Below are 16,699 nucleotides of genomic sequence, written 5' to 3'. Positions count from 1 at the left end.
CTTCAGGTGAAATAGAACTCCAGCGCGTTGGGTCCGTACACCCGGGTGCGCGCGGCGTCGTCGGGGATGACCTGCTTCAGCCAATCGATGGCGCGTCGATAGTCCGTGTCCTTCTCTCCGCCGACGAAAGGACAGTCGCTGGCCCAGAACATTTTTTCGTAGCCGACGCGGCGGCACAGCTCCTGCGCGCAGCCCAGGGCGTAGTCACCCAGGCGATAGGCACCCGACAGCTTCACCCACGTCCGGCCTTTTTCCACCGACGCCACCATGGCGCGAAAACCGTCGCTATCGATGCCCTTGACCGGATCCGGCCGGCCGATGTGATCGATGACGATCTTGACGCCCGATCGCTCCAGATAGGGCAGTACCAGTGGCAGCCGCGGCCCGTCGATATGCACGTGCACGTGCCAGTCCAGGTCGACCAGGCGGCGCAGGAATTTGCGGTAGTCCCAGCTGTCCAGGTCGGGCAGTTGCGGCATGCTGATGAAGGGCAGGCGCACGCCGACGATGCCATCCCGATCCATTTGGTCCAGCACCATCCGTTCGATCGACGGCTCGGCGATGATGGTGCCGCGCAGGCGTTTGTTGCCGCGCACCGAGTCGATCACGTAGTCGTTGTAGTCTCCCCAGGGGCTGGCCGCGGCGATCACCGCGTAGCGCACGCCATGCTGGTCCATCACATCGGTCAACTGCTCCACGGTGAAGCTGTACGTGGGGCTGTGCCGCGGGTTCGGGATCAGTGGCATGTCCTGCTTGAAGACATGCACGTGGGTGTCGACCAGAAGGCCTTCCGGCGGGTAGTTCGTGCTGCTCATGTGTGCTCCTGTTTTCATCGGCGATCACTGGCGCTGTATGCCTGCCTGCTGGATCACCTTGGCCCACTTGTCGATATCGCCGCGCAGCGTCGCGCCGATCTCGTCGGGCGTGCTGCCCTTGGCCTCGGTACCCAGGTCGCGAAAGCGCTGCTTGACGTCGGGCATTTGCAGCACTTCGTTCAACTGCGTGTTCATCACCTTGACGGCTTCTTCCGGGACGCCTTTCGCCGCGAAGATGGCGTTCCAGCCCGTCACGTCGTAATCGAGACCGCTTTCCCGCACTGTGGGGACCTGCGGCAGCCAGGCCGACCGTTGCGTACCGGTCGCCGCGATCGGCACGATCTGGCCGGAATCGACGATGCCCTTCACGGCCGCATACGATTCGAACGCGACGTCGACGTCGCCGCGTATCAGCGCGGATACCACGTCCGAGGTCGTCTTGAACGGAATGACAGAGGCGTTCAGCCGCGACGTGGACTTGAACAGTTCGGCGGACAGGTTCTGGGTGCTGCCAGGATTGATCGTGCCCAACACGATGGGCCGTTTCCTGGCCTCGGCCAGCACGTCGGCGAGCGAATGCAGCGTCCCCTTGGCCTTGGTCACCAGGATCAGGTCGAAGTACGCCACCGTCGAGACGGGCGTGAAGTCCTTCACCGGATCGTAGGGCAGCTTGAACAGCGACTTGCTGATGGCCGTGCCGTTGGAAAAGGCGATGAACGTGTAGCCGTCATGCGCCGCGTTCAGGGTCGCGGTGCCGGCGACGATGCCGCCCGCGCCCGGGCGATTCTCGATGATGATTTTTTCGCCGTAGCGCTCGCCCATCTTCTGCGCGACCAGGCGCATGGAGATGTCCGCCAGCCCGCCCGGGCCGAAGGGGATGATGAAGCGGATCGGCTGCTCGGGATATTTGGCGCTGGCGGCCGGCGCGGCCGCCAGCAGGCCGGCCAGCAGCGCCATGCCGCCGGCCAATCCGCGCGCGGCGCCGAGCCAGCGGGTCCTGCGCGCCGGACGCGGCCACCGCGTCCGCCCTTGTGGCACCCCAAGGATAGGCAGGGTGCCCGTATCGCCCACGCCGTGTCGGTTCATGAATAGTCTCCCTGTCGTTATGTGCCGCGTCGGGACGAGTAAGGGACGAACACTCGCTACGCCCGGCGGCCTGCTGTCAAGCAGCAGTCTAGGGATGCGACCGTGAGGGAACAAATGAATTGTTTGGGATGATTTATTCGTGCGGTTCATCCGCCACGCGCGAGGCCAGGGCGGCATGGGACGGCAGGCCGGCCCGCAGCGCGTCGACCAGCAGGTCGCGCAAGGTCCGCGCCGGCTCGGAGAGCACAGCCCCGCGGCGGGTGAGCACCGCCAGCCTGCGGGAGATGCTGGGCTGCAGCAAGGGCCGCGTGGCCAGATCGTCGCCCGGCGCGACGGAGAGCGCCGGCACCACGGTCAGGCCCAGCCCCGCGCGCACGAAATTCAGGGCGACAGCGGTATGCTGGGTTTCATAGGACCAGCGCAGGGCCAGTCTTCTTCCTCCCAGGGCGTCATCGATGGCGGTGCTGTTGCCGGCGGGCAGGCTGATGCGGATCAGCGTTTCGCCTTTCAGCTGGTCCCAGTGGATGGCCTCGTGCGCCGCCAGTGGATGATCCGGACGGCAGGCGAGCACGAAAGGTTCGTCGGCCCAGGGCTCCACCGCCAGGTTGTAGGGGTTGGACGTGGCGACCGAAATACCGAAAAGCGTGGTCTCCGCATGGGTGAGTTCGGCGATTTCCTGGATGGAGTTATCGAAGACGCGGACGGCGATGGCCGGATGCAATTCGCGGAACCGGGTCAGCGCGGGCGCGATGCGGTGCGCGGCCAGGGTCGGCAGGCAGCCGAAGGCCAGCCATTGCGGCGCGGTTTTGCTGTGCTGCCGCAAGGCATCGTAGGAAAGCTCGAACTCGCGCATGGCGCCGCGCACGCGCGGCAGCAGCGCCCGCCCGGCGTCGGTCAGGGTGACGTCGCGGGTGGTACGCGCCAGCAAGGTAACGCCCAGGCTGGCTTCCAGCTTGCGAATGCGGTGGCTGACGGCGGTCTGTGACAGGCACAGATGCGCCGCGGCCTGCTGGAAGCCGCCTTGTTCGACGATGGCCAGGAAGGCCTGCATGCCCAGGAAATCGATTTGCATGCGGCTATTAAAGCGCGGCGCCGGGGATTTTGCTGCGCGATCCCCGGCGCCGCGGGTGGCCGGCTACGCGGTCACCCGGTTGGGCACGGTTTCGCCCGCCAGCCAGGCGTCCAGGTTGCCGCGCACGCCGCGCGCGAACTCCGCGAAGACCGGCTCGGCCACAAACCCGTAATGCGGCGTCAGCAGTACGTTCTTCAGGTCCAGCAAGGGATGGTCGCGCGGCAGCGGTTCCGCATCGAACACATCGAAAGCCCCGAATCCGGGACGGCCCGCGCGCAGCGCCTCGACCAGGGCTTCGCTATCCACCAGGTCGGCCCGCGACGTATTCACGAGGATGCTGTCCGGACGCATCAGTGCCAGGCGTTCGCGATTCAGCAACTGCCGGGTCGGCGCGGAAGGCACCAAGTGCAGGCTGACCACCCGCGACGTGCGCAGCAGGTCTTCGAGGCTGACGGACAGGGCGCCGTGTTCGGCGGCGCGCGCGGCCGTCATGTGGGGACTCCAGGTGACGACCTCCATGCCCAGCGCCCTTCCCACCGCCGCGACGCGCTGGCCGATCTGGCCCAGTCCCACCAGGCCCAGGCGCTGGCCATGCAGCACCGGGGGCAGGAAGGCGACGCGGGACGGATCCCGCCAGGCGGAACGCTCGGAGGTGAGGCTGAGCCCGGGGATGCCGCGCGCGGCGGCCAGGATCAGCGACCAGGTCATCTCGCAGGTGCTGGCCTTGGACGGGCCCCACTCGGTGTGGCTGACGATGATGTCCTGGTCCAGCGCGGCCTGCACGTCCAGCTTGGTATTGCGCGTACCGGTGAACAGGATGTGCCGCAGGTCCGGGAGCTGCCGCAGCAGCTCCGCGGGCATCGGCGTGCGGTCGCGGATCAGCACCACGCATTGCGCGCCGCGCAGCGCGGCCCCCAGGGCCTCGCCGCGCAGCATGGTGTTGTGGATGACGACATCGGCGCGCTCGCCGATCGCCTTCCAGTCCACCCGCTCGCGCAGGGCGTTTTCCCAGTCATCCAGGACGACGATTTTGGAGCGGCCCACGGTGACGTTCATCCTTTTGCACGCCCGAGCTCGGCGACCTTGCGGATGTCGGGGGCGTTGCCCAGGTCCCAGCACGCGGCGATCAGCTGGCGCGTCTGCTCGGCGCCGAGCACCTGGTCCGACATGCCGCTGAACTTGGCTTCCAGGTCTGCATCGCTCATCGGCCGCTGTAGCGAACCGATCGCGTGTTCGACGAAGATATGCACCTTGCTGCCGTCCTTCAGCGTCGCCACCGCATCCACGCTGGCCTCGTCGATCGCATCGTCCACCGTCGCGACCACCTTGTGGCGCACATCCACCACGTCGGGACGGTTCACGATATCGTCGGCGTATTCGTCTTCCGACGCCCGACCGAAGATCAGTCCCGCCGCGCACCCGTGGTACACGCTGAACTTGCCCTGCAGGCCATCCGCCGGTTCTTTCTTGCCGGTCAGTTCCAGCACCAGCGAGTGCACGCGCAGATCGATGCGCTCCAGGTTCTCCGGCGTCACACCCTTGCCGCGCAGTTGCACGCACGCGTCGATGCTGGGATGGATCACGATGCCGCAGGCGAAAGGCTTGTAGGTATTGAAGGAAATCTCGAACCGCTTGCCCAGCTCGTCGGTGATCTCGTTCCAATCGAACTTGGTCGACGCCACCTGCGCGAACCCGCGCGGCGCTTCGATGGCGCGCTTGCTGGACGTAAAGCCTTCGCGGGCCAGCAACGCCGACATCAGGCCGGCCTTGGCGGCGCCGCCGGGATGGAAAGGCTTGGTCATCGTGCCGAACTGCTCGCGCAGCCCCACCGGCTGCGATGCCGCGATACCCAGCGCCATCTGTGTCTGGTCCACGCTCAGTCCCATCAGGCGCGCGCATGCCGCCGCCGCGCCGAAGCCGCCCGTAGTGCCGGTGATGTGCCAGCCGCGATCGTAGTGCTGCGGATAAACCATATTGCCGATGCGGCACGACACGTCGATGCCGATGACGATGGCATCGATGATCTGGCGGCCGCTCGCGCCCGTCAGTTCGGCCAGCGCCAGCACCGCCGAGCACACCGGCCCGGCGGGATGGATGATGGTCTTGAGGTGCGTGTCGTCGAAGTCGAAGGTATGCGACGTGATGCCGTTGATCAACGCCGCGCTGGCGATGTCGACGCGTTCGCGGCGCCCCAGGATGGTGGCCTGCTCCGACGGCTTGAGCACCTGCACCGCGTGCAGCGCGGCCAGCGCGGCTTCGTGGTGCGCCGCGCCGACGGCGCAGCCCAGCCAGTTCATGAAGGTGCGATGGGCCTCGTGGTCGACCTCGTCGCTCCAGCCACGCGAAGGATGGTTGACGACGTATTCCGCCAGGGTGCGGGTGACGGGCGGGGCATTGTGATCGGCGTCGATCTTGGTGTTCAGGGCCATGCTTTTCTCTAGGTTGAAGGTATGGGGAATCCGTGGCGGCCGGGCCGCCGGCTGGCGTTCATGCGTCCAGGCTGATGTTCTGCGCCTTCGCCAGCTTGGACCAGCGTTCGAAATCCTTGCTGACGTAGGCCGCGAATTGCGCGGGCGACATCGGCATGGGAATGATGGCCTCGGTGTCCAGCTGCTTGGCCAGCGCCGGGTCCTTCAGGACCTTGTTCAGCGACGTATTCAAGGTCTGGACGATACCCGAATCCATGCCGGCCGGGCCCGACACGCCGTACCACTGGAGCACGTCGTCGAAGCCCGCCAGGCCCAGTTCCTTGAAGGTAGGCACGTCGGGGAACCCGGCATTGCGCTGGTCGCCGGTCAGGGCGATGGCGCGCACGGCGCCCGAGCGCAGGTGCGGCACCGCCGCGGCGAGGCCCGGGAACATGGCCTGGGTCTGCTGGCCCAGCAGGTCGGTGAATGCCGGTGCGATGCCCTTGTAGGCGATGTGCACCATCTTCGTCCCGGCCTGCTGCTGCAGCAGTTCCATCAGCAGGTGGGTCAGGGAGCCGGCGCCGGCCGACCCGTAGTTCATATTGCTGTGCGCCTTGGCGTAGGCGATGAATTCCTTCAGGTTGTTGATGGGCAGCTTGGCGCTGACCACCAGCACGTTGGGCGTGCCGCCTATCATGCCCACCGCCGTGAAGTCCTTGATCGGGTCGTAAGGCACCTTGCGCGTCGCCGGGCTCGTGCCCAGGGTGGCGACGTAGCCCTGCATCAGCGTATAGCCGTCCGGCTTGGCGCGCATGGTCTTCTGGCAGGCGATCACGCCGCCGCCACCGCTCTGGTTTTCCACGACGAAATTGGCGTCCAGGTCCTTGCCCCAGGCCGCGGTCGTGGCGCGGCCCACGTAATCGCTGCCGCCGCCCGGCGCCACCGGCACGATGTAGGTGATGGGATGGTCGGGATACTTGGACGCGGCGAAGGACGCGTAAGGCAGGCTCAGGGCGGTCGCGCCCGCGCCTAGCAGGAATGAACGACGATTCACGGTATGTCTCCTTTTTTCTGGGTAGAACTTCCACACGGGTCGAGATGGAATTCCTTTATCTGCGCCGCTTGCCAGCCCAGCCGGGCCGCCGCGGCGATGCGCCCTCACATGGCCGACAGGCGATCGTGGGCGTTGATGACGTGATCGGCGAGCAGGCGCGCGCAGTCCTCGGCCTGCGCCGCGCTGCATGATTCCCGCAAGGCCTTGACGATCTGCTTGTGCTCCGCGTTGGATTGCTCGCGATGCGGTTCGGACGACAGGTTCTTCAGCCGCGCCAGGTGCAATTTCTGGATCACCTCGCGATAGGTCTTGGCGATCTCGCGATTGCCGGCGTATTCGATGAACAGCCAATGAAAGCGCAGGTTTTCGCGGTAGTAGGCCTGCGGATTGGCTTCGCGGATGGCGGCATCCATGGCCTCGGTGCAGGGCTCCAGCGCCTGGACCAGGCCCTGGCGGCGGTCGGCGGGCAAGCGCGACGCGGCGCGGCCGGCATGGCTGTCCAGCAGCGATCGGAATTGATAGAGATCCGCGACCTCGGCATCGGTCAGCTCGCGCACATATACGCCGGAGTGCTTGCGGGACACCACCATGCCTGAGCTTTCCAGCTCGCGCAGCGCTTCGCGCACGGGGACGCGCGAGACCTTCAGGCGCTCCACCAGCTCCGATTCCCGCAGCGGCTGCCCGGGCTCGAACTCGCCGGCCAGGATCTGGCTGAGCAGGCGGTCGCGCACCAGCTTGCCCAGCGAGGTGTTCTTGATTTCCTCGAAGCTTTCCTGCCCGACGGGGGAAGACAACCAGTCCATGGAGCTCGTCCGATATTGCCGTTTGTCTAATCGTATACGATTAGACAAGGCGAGCGCCACTGCTATCTTTGGCCGCGGCCTCCCAGGCGCGAGCCTCCTTCCCCCATGAAAAGTGAATATTTCGGCCAAGAGAGAAATTTTCTGCGACAAGTATTCACAAACTGATTTAAATTGCGGGGTTCGTGAGTTTTGCCGTTTCCAGGACACGCCCATGCGAGACACCGCTCTATTGCTCGAAGCCTCCTACCGCCGGGTCGACCGGGCCATGCTGCCCCTGCTATGGGCGTTGTTCATCATCGCCCTGTGCCTGGCGCCGCAGTATGGCCGCTGGACCTCCGCACTGGCGGTCGGCGTGCCGGCGGTGTTGCTGCCCACCTTGCTGATCGTCTGGCTGCCTTCGCGGCTGTTCACGCGACTGACGGTGGCCACGGCGCTCATGGTGTTCGCCGCCCTGCAGATCCACCTGCTTTCCGGCATGACGGAAATGCATTTCGGCGTGTTCGTGCTGCTGTCGCTGCTGCTGGCCTACCGGGACTGGCGGCCCATCGCCTGTGCCGCGGTGGTTATTGCGATCCACCATGTGTCCTTCAACTTCCTGCAGCAGTGGGGCTACAGCGTGTCCTGCTTCACGCAGCCGGGACTGCGCATCGTCGCCCTGCACGCGGCCTATCTGGTGGTCCAGGCCGGCGCGCTGGGCTGGCTCGCCTGGCGCATGGAGAAGGACGCGGTCGCGGCGGAAGAACTCGCCCGCCTGAGCGCGCACCTGGGCCGTGAAGCCGGCGTGTTCGACCTGCGCTTCGGCCGCCTGGACCTGAACAGCGAGCTGGCCGGCGCCTTCAAGAACACGATGGACGCGGTCCATCGCACCCTGAACCACGTGCGCGTGAACGCGCTGGCCATGTCCGGCGCGACGCGCGAACTGACGCAGGGCAATGCGGAACTGGAACAGCGCACCCGCACGCAGGCGGACTCCCTGCAACGCACGGTGGCGTCGATGCAAATGCTGGCCGACAACGTCCACAACAATGCTTCCAATGCGAACACCGCCGCCCAGCTGGCGGTGGCCGCCCGTCAGGTCGCGGGGACCGGCAGCCAGGCGGTGACCGAAGTAGCCGGCGTCATGGGCGAAATCCGCCAGGAGGCGCAGAAGATTTCGGAAATCACCGGCCTCATCGACAGCATCGCATTCCAGACCAACATCCTGGCCCTGAACGCCGCGGTGGAAGCGGCCCGCGCCGGCGAAAGCGGCCGCGGCTTTGCCGTGGTGGCGTCCGAAGTGCGTGCACTGGCCCAGCGCAGCGCCACCGCCGCCAAGGATATTCGCGGGCTGATCACCGCGTCATTGGACAAGACCGACAACGGCGCGCGCAAGGCCGACGATGCCGCCGCGGTCATGGGCGAGATGGTCCAAAGCGTCGAGCGCGTGGCGACCATCGTCGCGGAGATCGGCCAGGCCAGCCAGACTCAGCGCGCCGGGATCGATGAAGTGAATGCCGCCGTGGCGGAGATCGACCAGTTGACGGGGCAGAATGCCGCGCTGGTAGGCACCGCGGCCGCCGCATCGGCCTCGCTGCAGGGCCAGGCCGCGCAGTTGCTGGAAGCGATCGGTGCGTTCAAGCTGTACGACAGCGCGGAAGCGATGCGCGTGCATGAAGCGATGTCCGACGAGGAAGCCGAATCGACCTATACCGACTCGTATGGGTTGCAAGCCGCCAACGCGCCTTTGCTCACGGCTTGAGAGAGGCGCGTCACGCGGCGATGGCCTCGTCCTCGACACGCCTGACGCTGGTCGCGCCCAGCCGGAACACGCGCAGCCGGTGGCCGTCCGGATCCAGCGCCACGAAGGTGCGCCCGAAATCCATATCGGTAGGCGGCTGCACGATGGCCAGGCCGCGTTCCTTCCAGTTGGCGTACATGGCGTGCAGCGCCTGGTCGTCGTCCACCGGTATACCCAGCTCGCAACCGCCACCACGCGAGATCACCATGGGCTCGGCATCGCGCCGCGACCACAGGCCCAGGCGGACGCCTGACGACAATTCGAACAGGGCGAAGGACGGCGAAGCTTCCATCGGCTTGCAATCCAGCAGCGACGCATAGAACGCCGCGCTGAGGATGGGGTTTTCGACGAAAAGCAGAACGTAGTTTGGGTGTGGCATAGCGCTTTCCTCGTTTCATCGGCCGAACGGTAGCCTCGCGCGGCGCCTTCGCTTGTCGGCGCGGTGCGATAGCCTATCCGGCCATACTGTCAGAATTTGTCAGCAGCGTTGGCTGCACCATCGGCGCCATCGGCGCCAGCCGTGCGCCGATGGAAGGTCAACAGGAAGTCATTCCGGCGTGGCGGTGGACATCATCTGCCGCCAGGTCTTCATGAGCGACTGCCGCCGCTCCGGATACCGGTCGCCCGGGGCCGCCAGGGCCACGATGCGGTCGGTCCGAAAGTGCCGGAAGCCCTGGCGCAATTCGCACCATGCGGCCACGATGCGCACCCGATCGAAGAACCCCAGGGCGAAGGGCCAGATCACGCGCGCCGTTTCGGCCGCATGCTCGTCCCGATACTCGATGCGCAGCTTGCGCTCGCGTCGGATCGACTCGCGAATCAGTGCGACGTCGGTCGTATCCGCCACCTGCTCGCCGGGGACCACGAACAGCGTACCGTCGTCGAAATCGTGCCGCAGGTCGGCGGGCAGCACTGCCGCGATCTTCGCCAGGGCGTTGCGCGCCGCCTGTCCCAGCTGGTTGTCGGCATGCTCCCACACCCAGCGCGATCCCAGCGCCAGCGCCTGGATTTCCTCTTCGGAAAACATCAGGGGCGGCAACAGGAAGCCCGGCCGCAACACATAGCCCACGCCGGCCTCGCCTTCGATATGCGCCCCCTGCTCCTGCAGCAGCGCGATATCGCGATACAGGGTGCGCAGGCTGATGCCCAATTGTCCGGCCAGGAGCGCGCCGCTCACCGGGTAACGGTGGCTGCGCAGGATCTGCAGAAGGTCGAGCAGCCTTTGGGCGCGGGACATTGCGCGGATCGCTTCCGGTGACGTTGATCATTGGACGGAATTATGCCGCCCGGCAGACCTTCCGGACTGTCAATTTCCACGCAATTCCTGCCCAAAAGTCCGAAGCCGGGCGGAAAGGCAGCGGCTACTTCCGGTCGAGCCAGACCGTCTGCACATTGCAGAATTCACGGACGCCGAAGTGCGACAGTTCGCGGCCGAAGCCGCTCTTCTTGACGCCGCCAAAGGCCACCCGGGGATCGCTGGCGCTATAGCCGTTGATGAATACGCCGCCGACTTCCAGCCTGGCGGCCAGCCGGCGAGCCAGCTGCGGGTCGCCCGCATAGACCGTCGCCGTCAGGCCGAACTGGCTGTCGTTGGCCAGGGCCAAGGCGTGATCCGCGTCGTCCGCGCGGATGATAGACGCCACTGGGCCGAACATCTCTTCGCGGAACGAGGTCATGCCGGCCGTCACATTGGCCAGCACGGTGGGTTCGTAGAAGTTGCCCGGCCCGTCCAGCTTGCGGCCGCCCAGCAGCAGCTCGGCGCCCTCCCGCATCGAGCGTTGCACCTGGTTGTGGAGTTCGTCGCGCAGGTCGAAGCGCGCCATCGGGCCGATGTAGGTGGCAGCATCGGTGGGCGAGCCCACGACCAGGGCCTTGGCGCCCGCGATGAAGCGTTCGGTGAACGCATCGGCCACCTCGCGATGGACGATGAAGCGCTTGGCCGCGGCGCAGACCTGCCCGGTGTTCTGGAACCGCCCCAAGACGGCGGCCCGCACGGCTTCGTCCAGGTCGGCATCCGGCAGCACGATGAAGGGATCGGAGCCTCCCAGTTCGAGCACGCATTTCTTCAGCGCCTGGCCGGCTTGCGCGCCGATCGCGGCGCCCGCCCTGACGCTTCCGGTCAGCGTGACGGCGGCGATGCGGTCGTCCGCGATCGCCTCGGACACCAGGTCGTTGGACAGATTGGCCACCTGGAACACGCCATCGGGCAGCCCTGCGCGGGCGCAGGCCTCGCGCAACAGGTAGGCGCTGCCCATGACGTTGGGCGCGTGCTTCAGGACATAGGTATTCCCCGCGACCAGCGCCGGCACCACGCTGCGTATGACCTGCCAGATGGGAAAGTTCCAGGGCATCACCGCCAGCACGGTCCCGATCGGCCGGAACTCGATCCAGGCCGCGTCGTTCTCCACGCTGGTGGGTTCGGGGGCGACCATGCGGGCGCCGTTTTCAGCGTACCAGGCGCAGGTGGCGGCGCACTTCTCGATCTCGCCCCTGGCCTGCGCGATGGGCTTGCCCATTTCCGCCGTGATCATGCCGGCAAGGCGATCGATGTCCGCCCGCAGCGCCTCGCCCAGGCGCTTCAGCATCGCGCAGCGATCGGCCGCCGACGTCAGGCGCCATGTACCGAAGGCGCTTGCCGCGCGGTCCAGCACGGCATGCAGGACGGCCTGCGTGTCGTAGGGGTAGGCGCCGATTTCTTCTCCGGTGGCGGGGTTGATGGAGATGGCGTGCGTGGGGTTCGACATCGAGGGCATCCTGGAATCAGCAATAGACGCCCGCCAGGATACGACGGCGGAAGACTCTCAAAAACTGAATATTCATGAACAAAACGCTCTCATTTCGAGAGGATCGGGATATAGTGCCGGCAGACGCCAGGGCGACGTCGCCCGCAGGAAGAACCATGGACCTCGTACAGCTGGAAATCTTCTGCGCGGTCGCGCAGCATCAGAGCATCGCCGCCGCGGCGGAACAGATACACCGGGTTCCGTCCAACCTGACCACCCGGCTCAAGCAGCTGGAAGCCGACCTCGGGGTGGACCTGTTCATCCGGGAAAACAACCGGCTGCGGCTGTCGGCGACGGGCCGCAACTTCCTGGGCTACGCGAAGAACATCCTCAGCCTGGTCGACCAGGCACGCAGCGCGGTATCGGGCGAAGAACCCGCCGGCAGCTTCCCCCTGGGCTCGCTGGAAAGCACCGCCGCGGTCCGCATCCCGGTCATACTCGCCCGCTTCAACGCCCGCCATCCGGACGTCGAGCTGGAGCTCTCGACAGGCCCGTCCGGCTCGATGATCGACGGCGTGCTGGAAGGCCGCCTGGTCGCCGCCTTCGTCGACGGTCCGATCAAGCACCCCGCCATCGACGGCATCCCGGTCTTCGACGAGGAAATGGTCATCATCGCCCCGGCACAGCACGCCCCGGTACGGCGCGGTCGCGATGCGGCCGGAGACACCATCTACGTGTTCCGCGACAACTGCTCTTACCGCCACCACTTCGAGAAATGGTTCGCCGAGGACAAGGCCATCCCCGGCAAGGTGCGCGAGATCGAGTCGTACCACACCATGCTGGCCTGCGTCAGCGCCGGCGGCGGCCTGGCCGTCATCCCCAGGGCCATGCTGGAAAGCATGCCTGGATATCTGTCGGTGGCGGCCTGGCCCATGCACGGCAGGTTCTCGGTGCTGCAGACCTGGCTGGTCTGGCGCCGGGACACCGCCTCGCGCGCCTTGGATGCCTTCGCCGCCATGCTCCGGGAACACCGGCAGGCCGCCCAGGACGTACAGGCCGCGTGAGCGCGCCGGCGGCCAGCGTACCGCTGCCGCCCTCAGCCTTGCGCCTGCTCCTGCGTATCGGGAATCAGGCGCTTGCCGTAGCTGACCACGTCATCCTGCGTGAAACCCAGGCCGCGATAGAAGTCCTGGACCTGGACGTTGTCGCCGCGTATGAGCAGATTGATCTTCGGGCAACCGGCGGCGATGAACCGCTGTTCCGCCGCTTCGACCAGCGCCTTGCCGTAGCCGCGCTTGCGGCAGGCCGGGTCGACGGACAGGTAGTTGATCCAGCCCCGATGGCCGTCGTAACCGGCCATCATCGAGGCCACGACGCGGTTGTCTTCAAGGCCGACCAGAAACCATTCCGCCTGCACCGTCAGCTTGCGCTGGATGTCCTTGCGCGGATCGTTCCAGGGCCGCGTCAGGCCGCAGGCCCGCCAAAGCTGGATGACGGCCGCTTCGTCGCCATCCTGGTAAGGCCGGATATGGAAGTCAGGGTAATGCATGCTTGCGCTCCTTCAGCGTAAAAGCGAAGGCCGGAGAGGACATCACCCTTGGCCGCGCCGGGAAGCGCACTCGAAAACAAAAAAGGCCACGAGGGATGTCGTGGCCTTCAAGGTTGATCGCTGGATATTCGATGATCAGCGACCGGACAGCGAGAAACCACTCAACGTCGGCGTCGAGTGATTCGTCGGAAAGCGGAAATGGCGGATGGGCCGGGAATGCGTACGTGCATGTGTGCTCGCGCGGGCGGGCTCGTCAGCAAAGGCGACAGCGTACCGCAGCTTGCCCGGATGCGGCAACACGGCAACACAGTCTTAACCGGGCCGGCGTACGACGCGTACCTTGCCGCTGGGGCCGCCGCCGCAGAACAGCAGGTCGCGGCCATTGGATTCCATGCCGGAAACGTGGATGCCCGCCGGCATGTCCAGCTGCTGGATCACCTTTCCGGTTTCCGGACAGATTTGCCGGATCTCGCTGGCGTCGTCTTCCCAGGTGCCATGCCACAGCTCGCCATCCACCCAGGTGATGCCGGTGACGAAGCGATTGGATTCGATGCTGCGCAGGACCTTGCCGGTCGCGGGGTCGACCTGGTGGATCTTGCGTTCGCGGTACTGGGCCACCCACAGGAAGCCTTCGGCCCAGGCCATGCCGGAACAACCCGTGGCCGGCGTGGGAATCGACCCGGCGACCTGGCCGGTTCGCGGGTCGATTTTCTGGATGCGTTCCCCGGCGATCTGGTAGATGTGCTCGCCATCGAACGCCGTCCCGGCATTGGCTTCCACCGCTATCGTCCGCAGCGTCGCGCCGCTTTCGCCGTCCACGCAATTCAGCCTGTCGCCCGATGCGAACCATACGTGCCGCCCATCGAAGGTCAGGCCGTGCACGGCCGACACACCGGGGAAGGGTCCAAGTTCGCGAATGATTTCTGCTGGCTTGTTCATGGCTTGAGTCCTTGTCGAAGTACATCCGTGTTTGCGAGCCTTCATCCTAATCAGGCAGCAAGGGATACGGGAGTAACAAGGTTGTCGTGCAACCGGGCGGCGCCGGCGCCGCCCATCGGCGCGCGCGGCCCTGGCCAAGGCATTGGATCTGGCCGCGCGCCGCCAGCGCTTCCAGTGCGCGCTGCACCGTACGCTGGCTCGTGCCCAACGCCATCGCCAAGGCCGAGCTGGACCAGGACTCGCCGTCCGACAGCAGGGCCAGCAAGGCCGCGTGTGGCTCGTCGACGGGATGCGCCAGCACCGCGACATCCCGCCCCGCCCGTGGGACCAGCGCAAAACCGCGCGGCGTAGCCGCGACATCCGCCAGGCCCCGCAGCGCCTTGCGGAGCCGGCCTATCTCCACGCGCAGACGCACGCGATGCGTATCGTCGCCGTGCCGCGTGCGAAAGGCATGCTCGATCAGGACGTCGCGTGAGACGTCGCCGGGCCACGCCTGGGCCAGCAGTCGCGCCAGCGAGAACAATACGGGCCGCGTGGCCAAGGGCACCGTCACGTTACCCTCCACCACGGCGTGGCGGCAGGCGTCGACCACGAAGGTGGACGACCGCAGCAGCGCCTCGACTTCCTCCAGGCGCAACAGGCGCTCGCCATCACGGACAAGCAGGCGCGCGGCCGGCGCTTCCAGCACGCGCGCCACCGTTTCCACCTCGGCCGCCAAGGCAGGAATGCCGGCGTTGCGCGCGGCGCGTTCGGCCCGCGCCAGCGCCTCGCGCGCCGGCTTCGCGCGTATCCGGCGCATGGCGATGCCAGCCACGGCCAGTTCGTGCGCCGCCCGCGATGCGGGGGTCATGGCCGAGGTATCGATGGCCGCGATGGCCTGTTCCGCGTCGCCCAGCCTGCCCAGCAGCAGCAGGTGGCGCACATGCAGATGACGTGCATGGGCGGCATTCATGCGGTCGCCGCTGGCTTCGAGCACCGCCAGCGCGGCATGCAAAGGCTTTTCCGGCCAGGCGAGGTCACGCGATACCAGCGCGATTTCCGCTTCCGCGACCACGCAGCGCGCGCGGGCCAGGGCGTTGCGCGCGCCGAACCCGCGGGCCGCCCGCCGCAGCAGCGGCCGGGCACGCGCGAACTCCGTCAGCTGCGCCATGGCGATGCCGCGCAGCGCCAGCGCCTGCGGGTCTTCCCGCAGCGCCACGCAGTTCAGCGCGCCCAGCGCGTCGCCGGCCGCCAGCGCGCGGGCAGCCGAGGTGATGAGGCGGTCCATTGCGTTTCCATTGGGTCTGCCCTGTCCTGCACAAGGCGGTGCTATGCTGCGCAGCTTGCGGCTGACGCCGGCGTCGGGTATCCGTTCCCGCCTTCGTCCACCGGCCGCGTCGCCCCCTCGTCAACCACCGCGCGGCACGCGCCGGGAGCAGCAGAGATGGATGTTTGCGTATTCGGCGCTGGTGCCATAGGCGGTTTCATGGCCGCCCACCTGGCGGCCAACCTGGCGGCCGGCGACCAGGCAAATGTATCGGTGATCGCCCGCGGCGCGCAACTGGCGGCGATCCGGCAGCATGGCCTGCGCGTGATTTCCAACGGCAGCGATATCGTCGCCCGCCCGGCGCGCGCGGTCGACCGGCCGGCGGACCTGCCGCCGCAGGACATCGTCTTCGTCACGCTGAAGGCCTGTGCCCTGCCCGCCACGGCCGGCGCGATCGCAGCCTTGCTCAAACCCGAAGGCCATGCCGTCTTCGTCACCAACGGCCTGACGTGGTGGTGGAAGCACGGCCAGCCCAACCCTGGCCCCCTGCCCCTGCTGGACCCGGACGGCACACTGTGGAACACGCTGACGCCGCAACGCGTGCTGGGCTGCGTGGTGTACGCGCCCAATGAGGTCATCGAGCCCGGCGTGGTGCGCCACACCGGCGCGAACCGCTGGATCGTGGGCGAGCCCGACAACTCGGATAGCGCCCGCCTGCGCGCCACGGTGGACCTGATGACGCAGGCCGGCCTGGGCGGCGAGGCCTCGCTCGACCTGCGCCGCGAGGTCTGGGCCAAGCTGATGCTGAACGCGGCGCTGAACCCCTTGTGCGCCCTGACGCGCCTGCCCTCCAACCACCTGTCCGCTGATCCGGAACTGCTGGCCATCGGCGATGGCATCATCGAAGAACTGGTCGCCATCGCGGCGGCGCAAGGCAGCGATGTCGCTGACCAGGCCGAGAAGGCGCACACGGCCCTGCGCCGCCGCCCTAGCGGTGGGAACAGTGGCGGCGCCCCGACAGGCGGCACGCGGCCATCCATGCTGCAGGACGCCCTGGCCGGCCGCCCCACCGAAGTGGAAGCCATCCTGGGACAGTCGCAGGCCTTTGCCCGCGAAGCCGGCATCCGCTGCCCGCGCATCGACGGCGTCCTGCCGCTGATGCGTGGGCTGGACCGGTCGCTGCGCATGCCCGACGCGTGACGTCGGCGTCGTCATGGCCATCATGCC

16 protein-coding genes are annotated in these 16,699 nt (G+C 67.0%); 3 read left to right on the top strand and 13 right to left on the bottom strand.

From position 1 onward, the window contains the following. Nucleotides 1-2: 2 nt before the first annotated feature. The 7 genes from CAL12_RS04730 to CAL12_RS04700 all read right to left on the bottom strand — a co-directional run bounded on the left by CAL12_RS04730 (nt 3) and on the right by CAL12_RS04700 (nt 7,238). A complete protein-coding gene (locus CAL12_RS04730; protein ID WP_086063436.1) occupies nt 3-815 on the bottom strand; it encodes an amidohydrolase family protein in 813 nt (270 codons plus the stop codon). A gap of 24 nt (nt 816-839) precedes the next feature. Continuing rightward, on the bottom strand, nt 840-1,901 hold the full coding sequence (locus CAL12_RS04725) for a Bug family tripartite tricarboxylate transporter substrate binding protein (RefSeq protein WP_157792887.1): 1,062 nt from the start codon (nt 1,899-1,901) through the stop codon (nt 840-842). 133 nt (nt 1,902-2,034) lie between these two features. Then, complete coding sequence (locus CAL12_RS04720; RefSeq protein ID WP_086063434.1) at nt 2,035-2,973, bottom strand: LysR family transcriptional regulator; 939 nt, start codon at nt 2,971-2,973, stop codon at nt 2,035-2,037. A 63-nt stretch (nt 2,974-3,036) separates the two neighbouring features. Further along, nucleotides 3,037-4,017 carry a D-2-hydroxyacid dehydrogenase family protein gene (locus CAL12_RS04715; RefSeq protein WP_232464711.1) on the bottom strand — a complete coding sequence of 327 codons (981 nt, stop codon included), beginning with the start codon at nt 4,015-4,017 and terminating at the stop codon, nt 3,037-3,039. A gap of 8 nt (nt 4,018-4,025) precedes the next feature. Beyond that, on the bottom strand, nt 4,026-5,402 hold the full coding sequence (locus CAL12_RS04710) for an MmgE/PrpD family protein (protein ID WP_086063432.1): 1,377 nt from the start codon (nt 5,400-5,402) through the stop codon (nt 4,026-4,028). Between the two features lie 58 nt (nt 5,403-5,460). Then, nucleotides 5,461-6,435, bottom strand: a complete 975-nt coding sequence (locus tag CAL12_RS04705) for a Bug family tripartite tricarboxylate transporter substrate binding protein (protein ID WP_232464710.1) — start codon at nt 6,433-6,435, stop codon at nt 5,461-5,463. Between the two features lie 104 nt (nt 6,436-6,539). Beyond that, complete coding sequence (locus tag CAL12_RS04700; protein ID WP_086063430.1) at nt 6,540-7,238, bottom strand: GntR family transcriptional regulator; 699 nt, start codon at nt 7,236-7,238, stop codon at nt 6,540-6,542. Nucleotides 7,239-7,449: 211 nt separating this feature from the next. Between CAL12_RS04700 and CAL12_RS04695 the strand changes: the two genes are divergently transcribed. Beyond that, entirely contained in the window at nt 7,450-8,976 is a 1,527-nt protein-coding gene (locus CAL12_RS04695) for a methyl-accepting chemotaxis protein (protein WP_086063429.1), read from the top strand. Nucleotides 8,977-8,986: 10 nt separating this feature from the next. Here CAL12_RS04695 and CAL12_RS04690 read toward each other — a convergent pair whose 3' ends face one another. The 3 genes from CAL12_RS04690 to CAL12_RS04680 all read right to left on the bottom strand — a co-directional run bounded on the left by CAL12_RS04690 (nt 8,987) and on the right by CAL12_RS04680 (nt 11,759). Continuing rightward, nucleotides 8,987-9,394, bottom strand: coding sequence for a VOC family protein (locus tag CAL12_RS04690; protein ID WP_086063428.1), 408 nt, complete (start codon nt 9,392-9,394; stop codon nt 8,987-8,989). Nucleotides 9,395-9,562: 168 nt separating this feature from the next. Next, nucleotides 9,563-10,252, bottom strand: coding sequence for a helix-turn-helix transcriptional regulator (locus tag CAL12_RS04685; RefSeq protein WP_086063427.1), 690 nt, complete (start codon nt 10,250-10,252; stop codon nt 9,563-9,565). 124 nt (nt 10,253-10,376) lie between these two features. Further along, complete coding sequence (locus tag CAL12_RS04680) at nt 10,377-11,759, bottom strand: aldehyde dehydrogenase family protein (protein ID WP_232464709.1); 1,383 nt, start codon at nt 11,757-11,759, stop codon at nt 10,377-10,379. A gap of 155 nt (nt 11,760-11,914) precedes the next feature. Here CAL12_RS04680 and ptrR point away from each other — a divergent pair, with 155 nt between their 5' ends. Continuing rightward, a complete protein-coding gene (gene ptrR / locus CAL12_RS04675; RefSeq protein ID WP_086063425.1) occupies nt 11,915-12,802 on the top strand; it encodes a putrescine utilization regulator PtrR in 888 nt (295 codons plus the stop codon). A gap of 32 nt (nt 12,803-12,834) precedes the next feature. Here ptrR and CAL12_RS04670 read toward each other — a convergent pair whose 3' ends face one another. The 3 genes from CAL12_RS04670 to CAL12_RS04660 all read right to left on the bottom strand — a co-directional run bounded on the left by CAL12_RS04670 (nt 12,835) and on the right by CAL12_RS04660 (nt 15,493). Beyond that, a complete protein-coding gene (locus CAL12_RS04670) occupies nt 12,835-13,287 on the bottom strand; it encodes a GNAT family acetyltransferase (protein ID WP_086063424.1) in 453 nt (150 codons plus the stop codon). Between the two features lie 312 nt (nt 13,288-13,599). Continuing rightward, nucleotides 13,600-14,226 (bottom strand): Vgb family protein, encoded by a 627-nt coding sequence (locus CAL12_RS04665; RefSeq protein ID WP_086063423.1) that lies wholly within the window; start codon nt 14,224-14,226, stop codon nt 13,600-13,602. A gap of 46 nt (nt 14,227-14,272) precedes the next feature. After that, on the bottom strand, nt 14,273-15,493 hold the full coding sequence (locus tag CAL12_RS04660) for a helix-turn-helix domain-containing protein (protein WP_086063422.1): 1,221 nt from the start codon (nt 15,491-15,493) through the stop codon (nt 14,273-14,275). Nucleotides 15,494-15,649: 156 nt separating this feature from the next. On the opposite strand from CAL12_RS04660, the gene CAL12_RS04655 reads away from it, so the two are divergent. After that, a complete protein-coding gene (locus CAL12_RS04655) occupies nt 15,650-16,672 on the top strand; it encodes a ketopantoate reductase family protein (RefSeq protein ID WP_086063421.1) in 1,023 nt (340 codons plus the stop codon). The last annotated feature ends 27 nt before the right edge of the window (nt 16,673-16,699 follow it).

This window comes from Bordetella genomosp. 8 (assembly GCF_002119685.1).
In the GTDB taxonomy this organism is placed as follows: Bacteria; Pseudomonadota; Gammaproteobacteria; order Burkholderiales; family Burkholderiaceae_B; genus Bordetella_C.
Note: the sequence above shows the minus strand (reverse complement) of the source record. Positions and strands in the feature narration are given on the sequence as shown.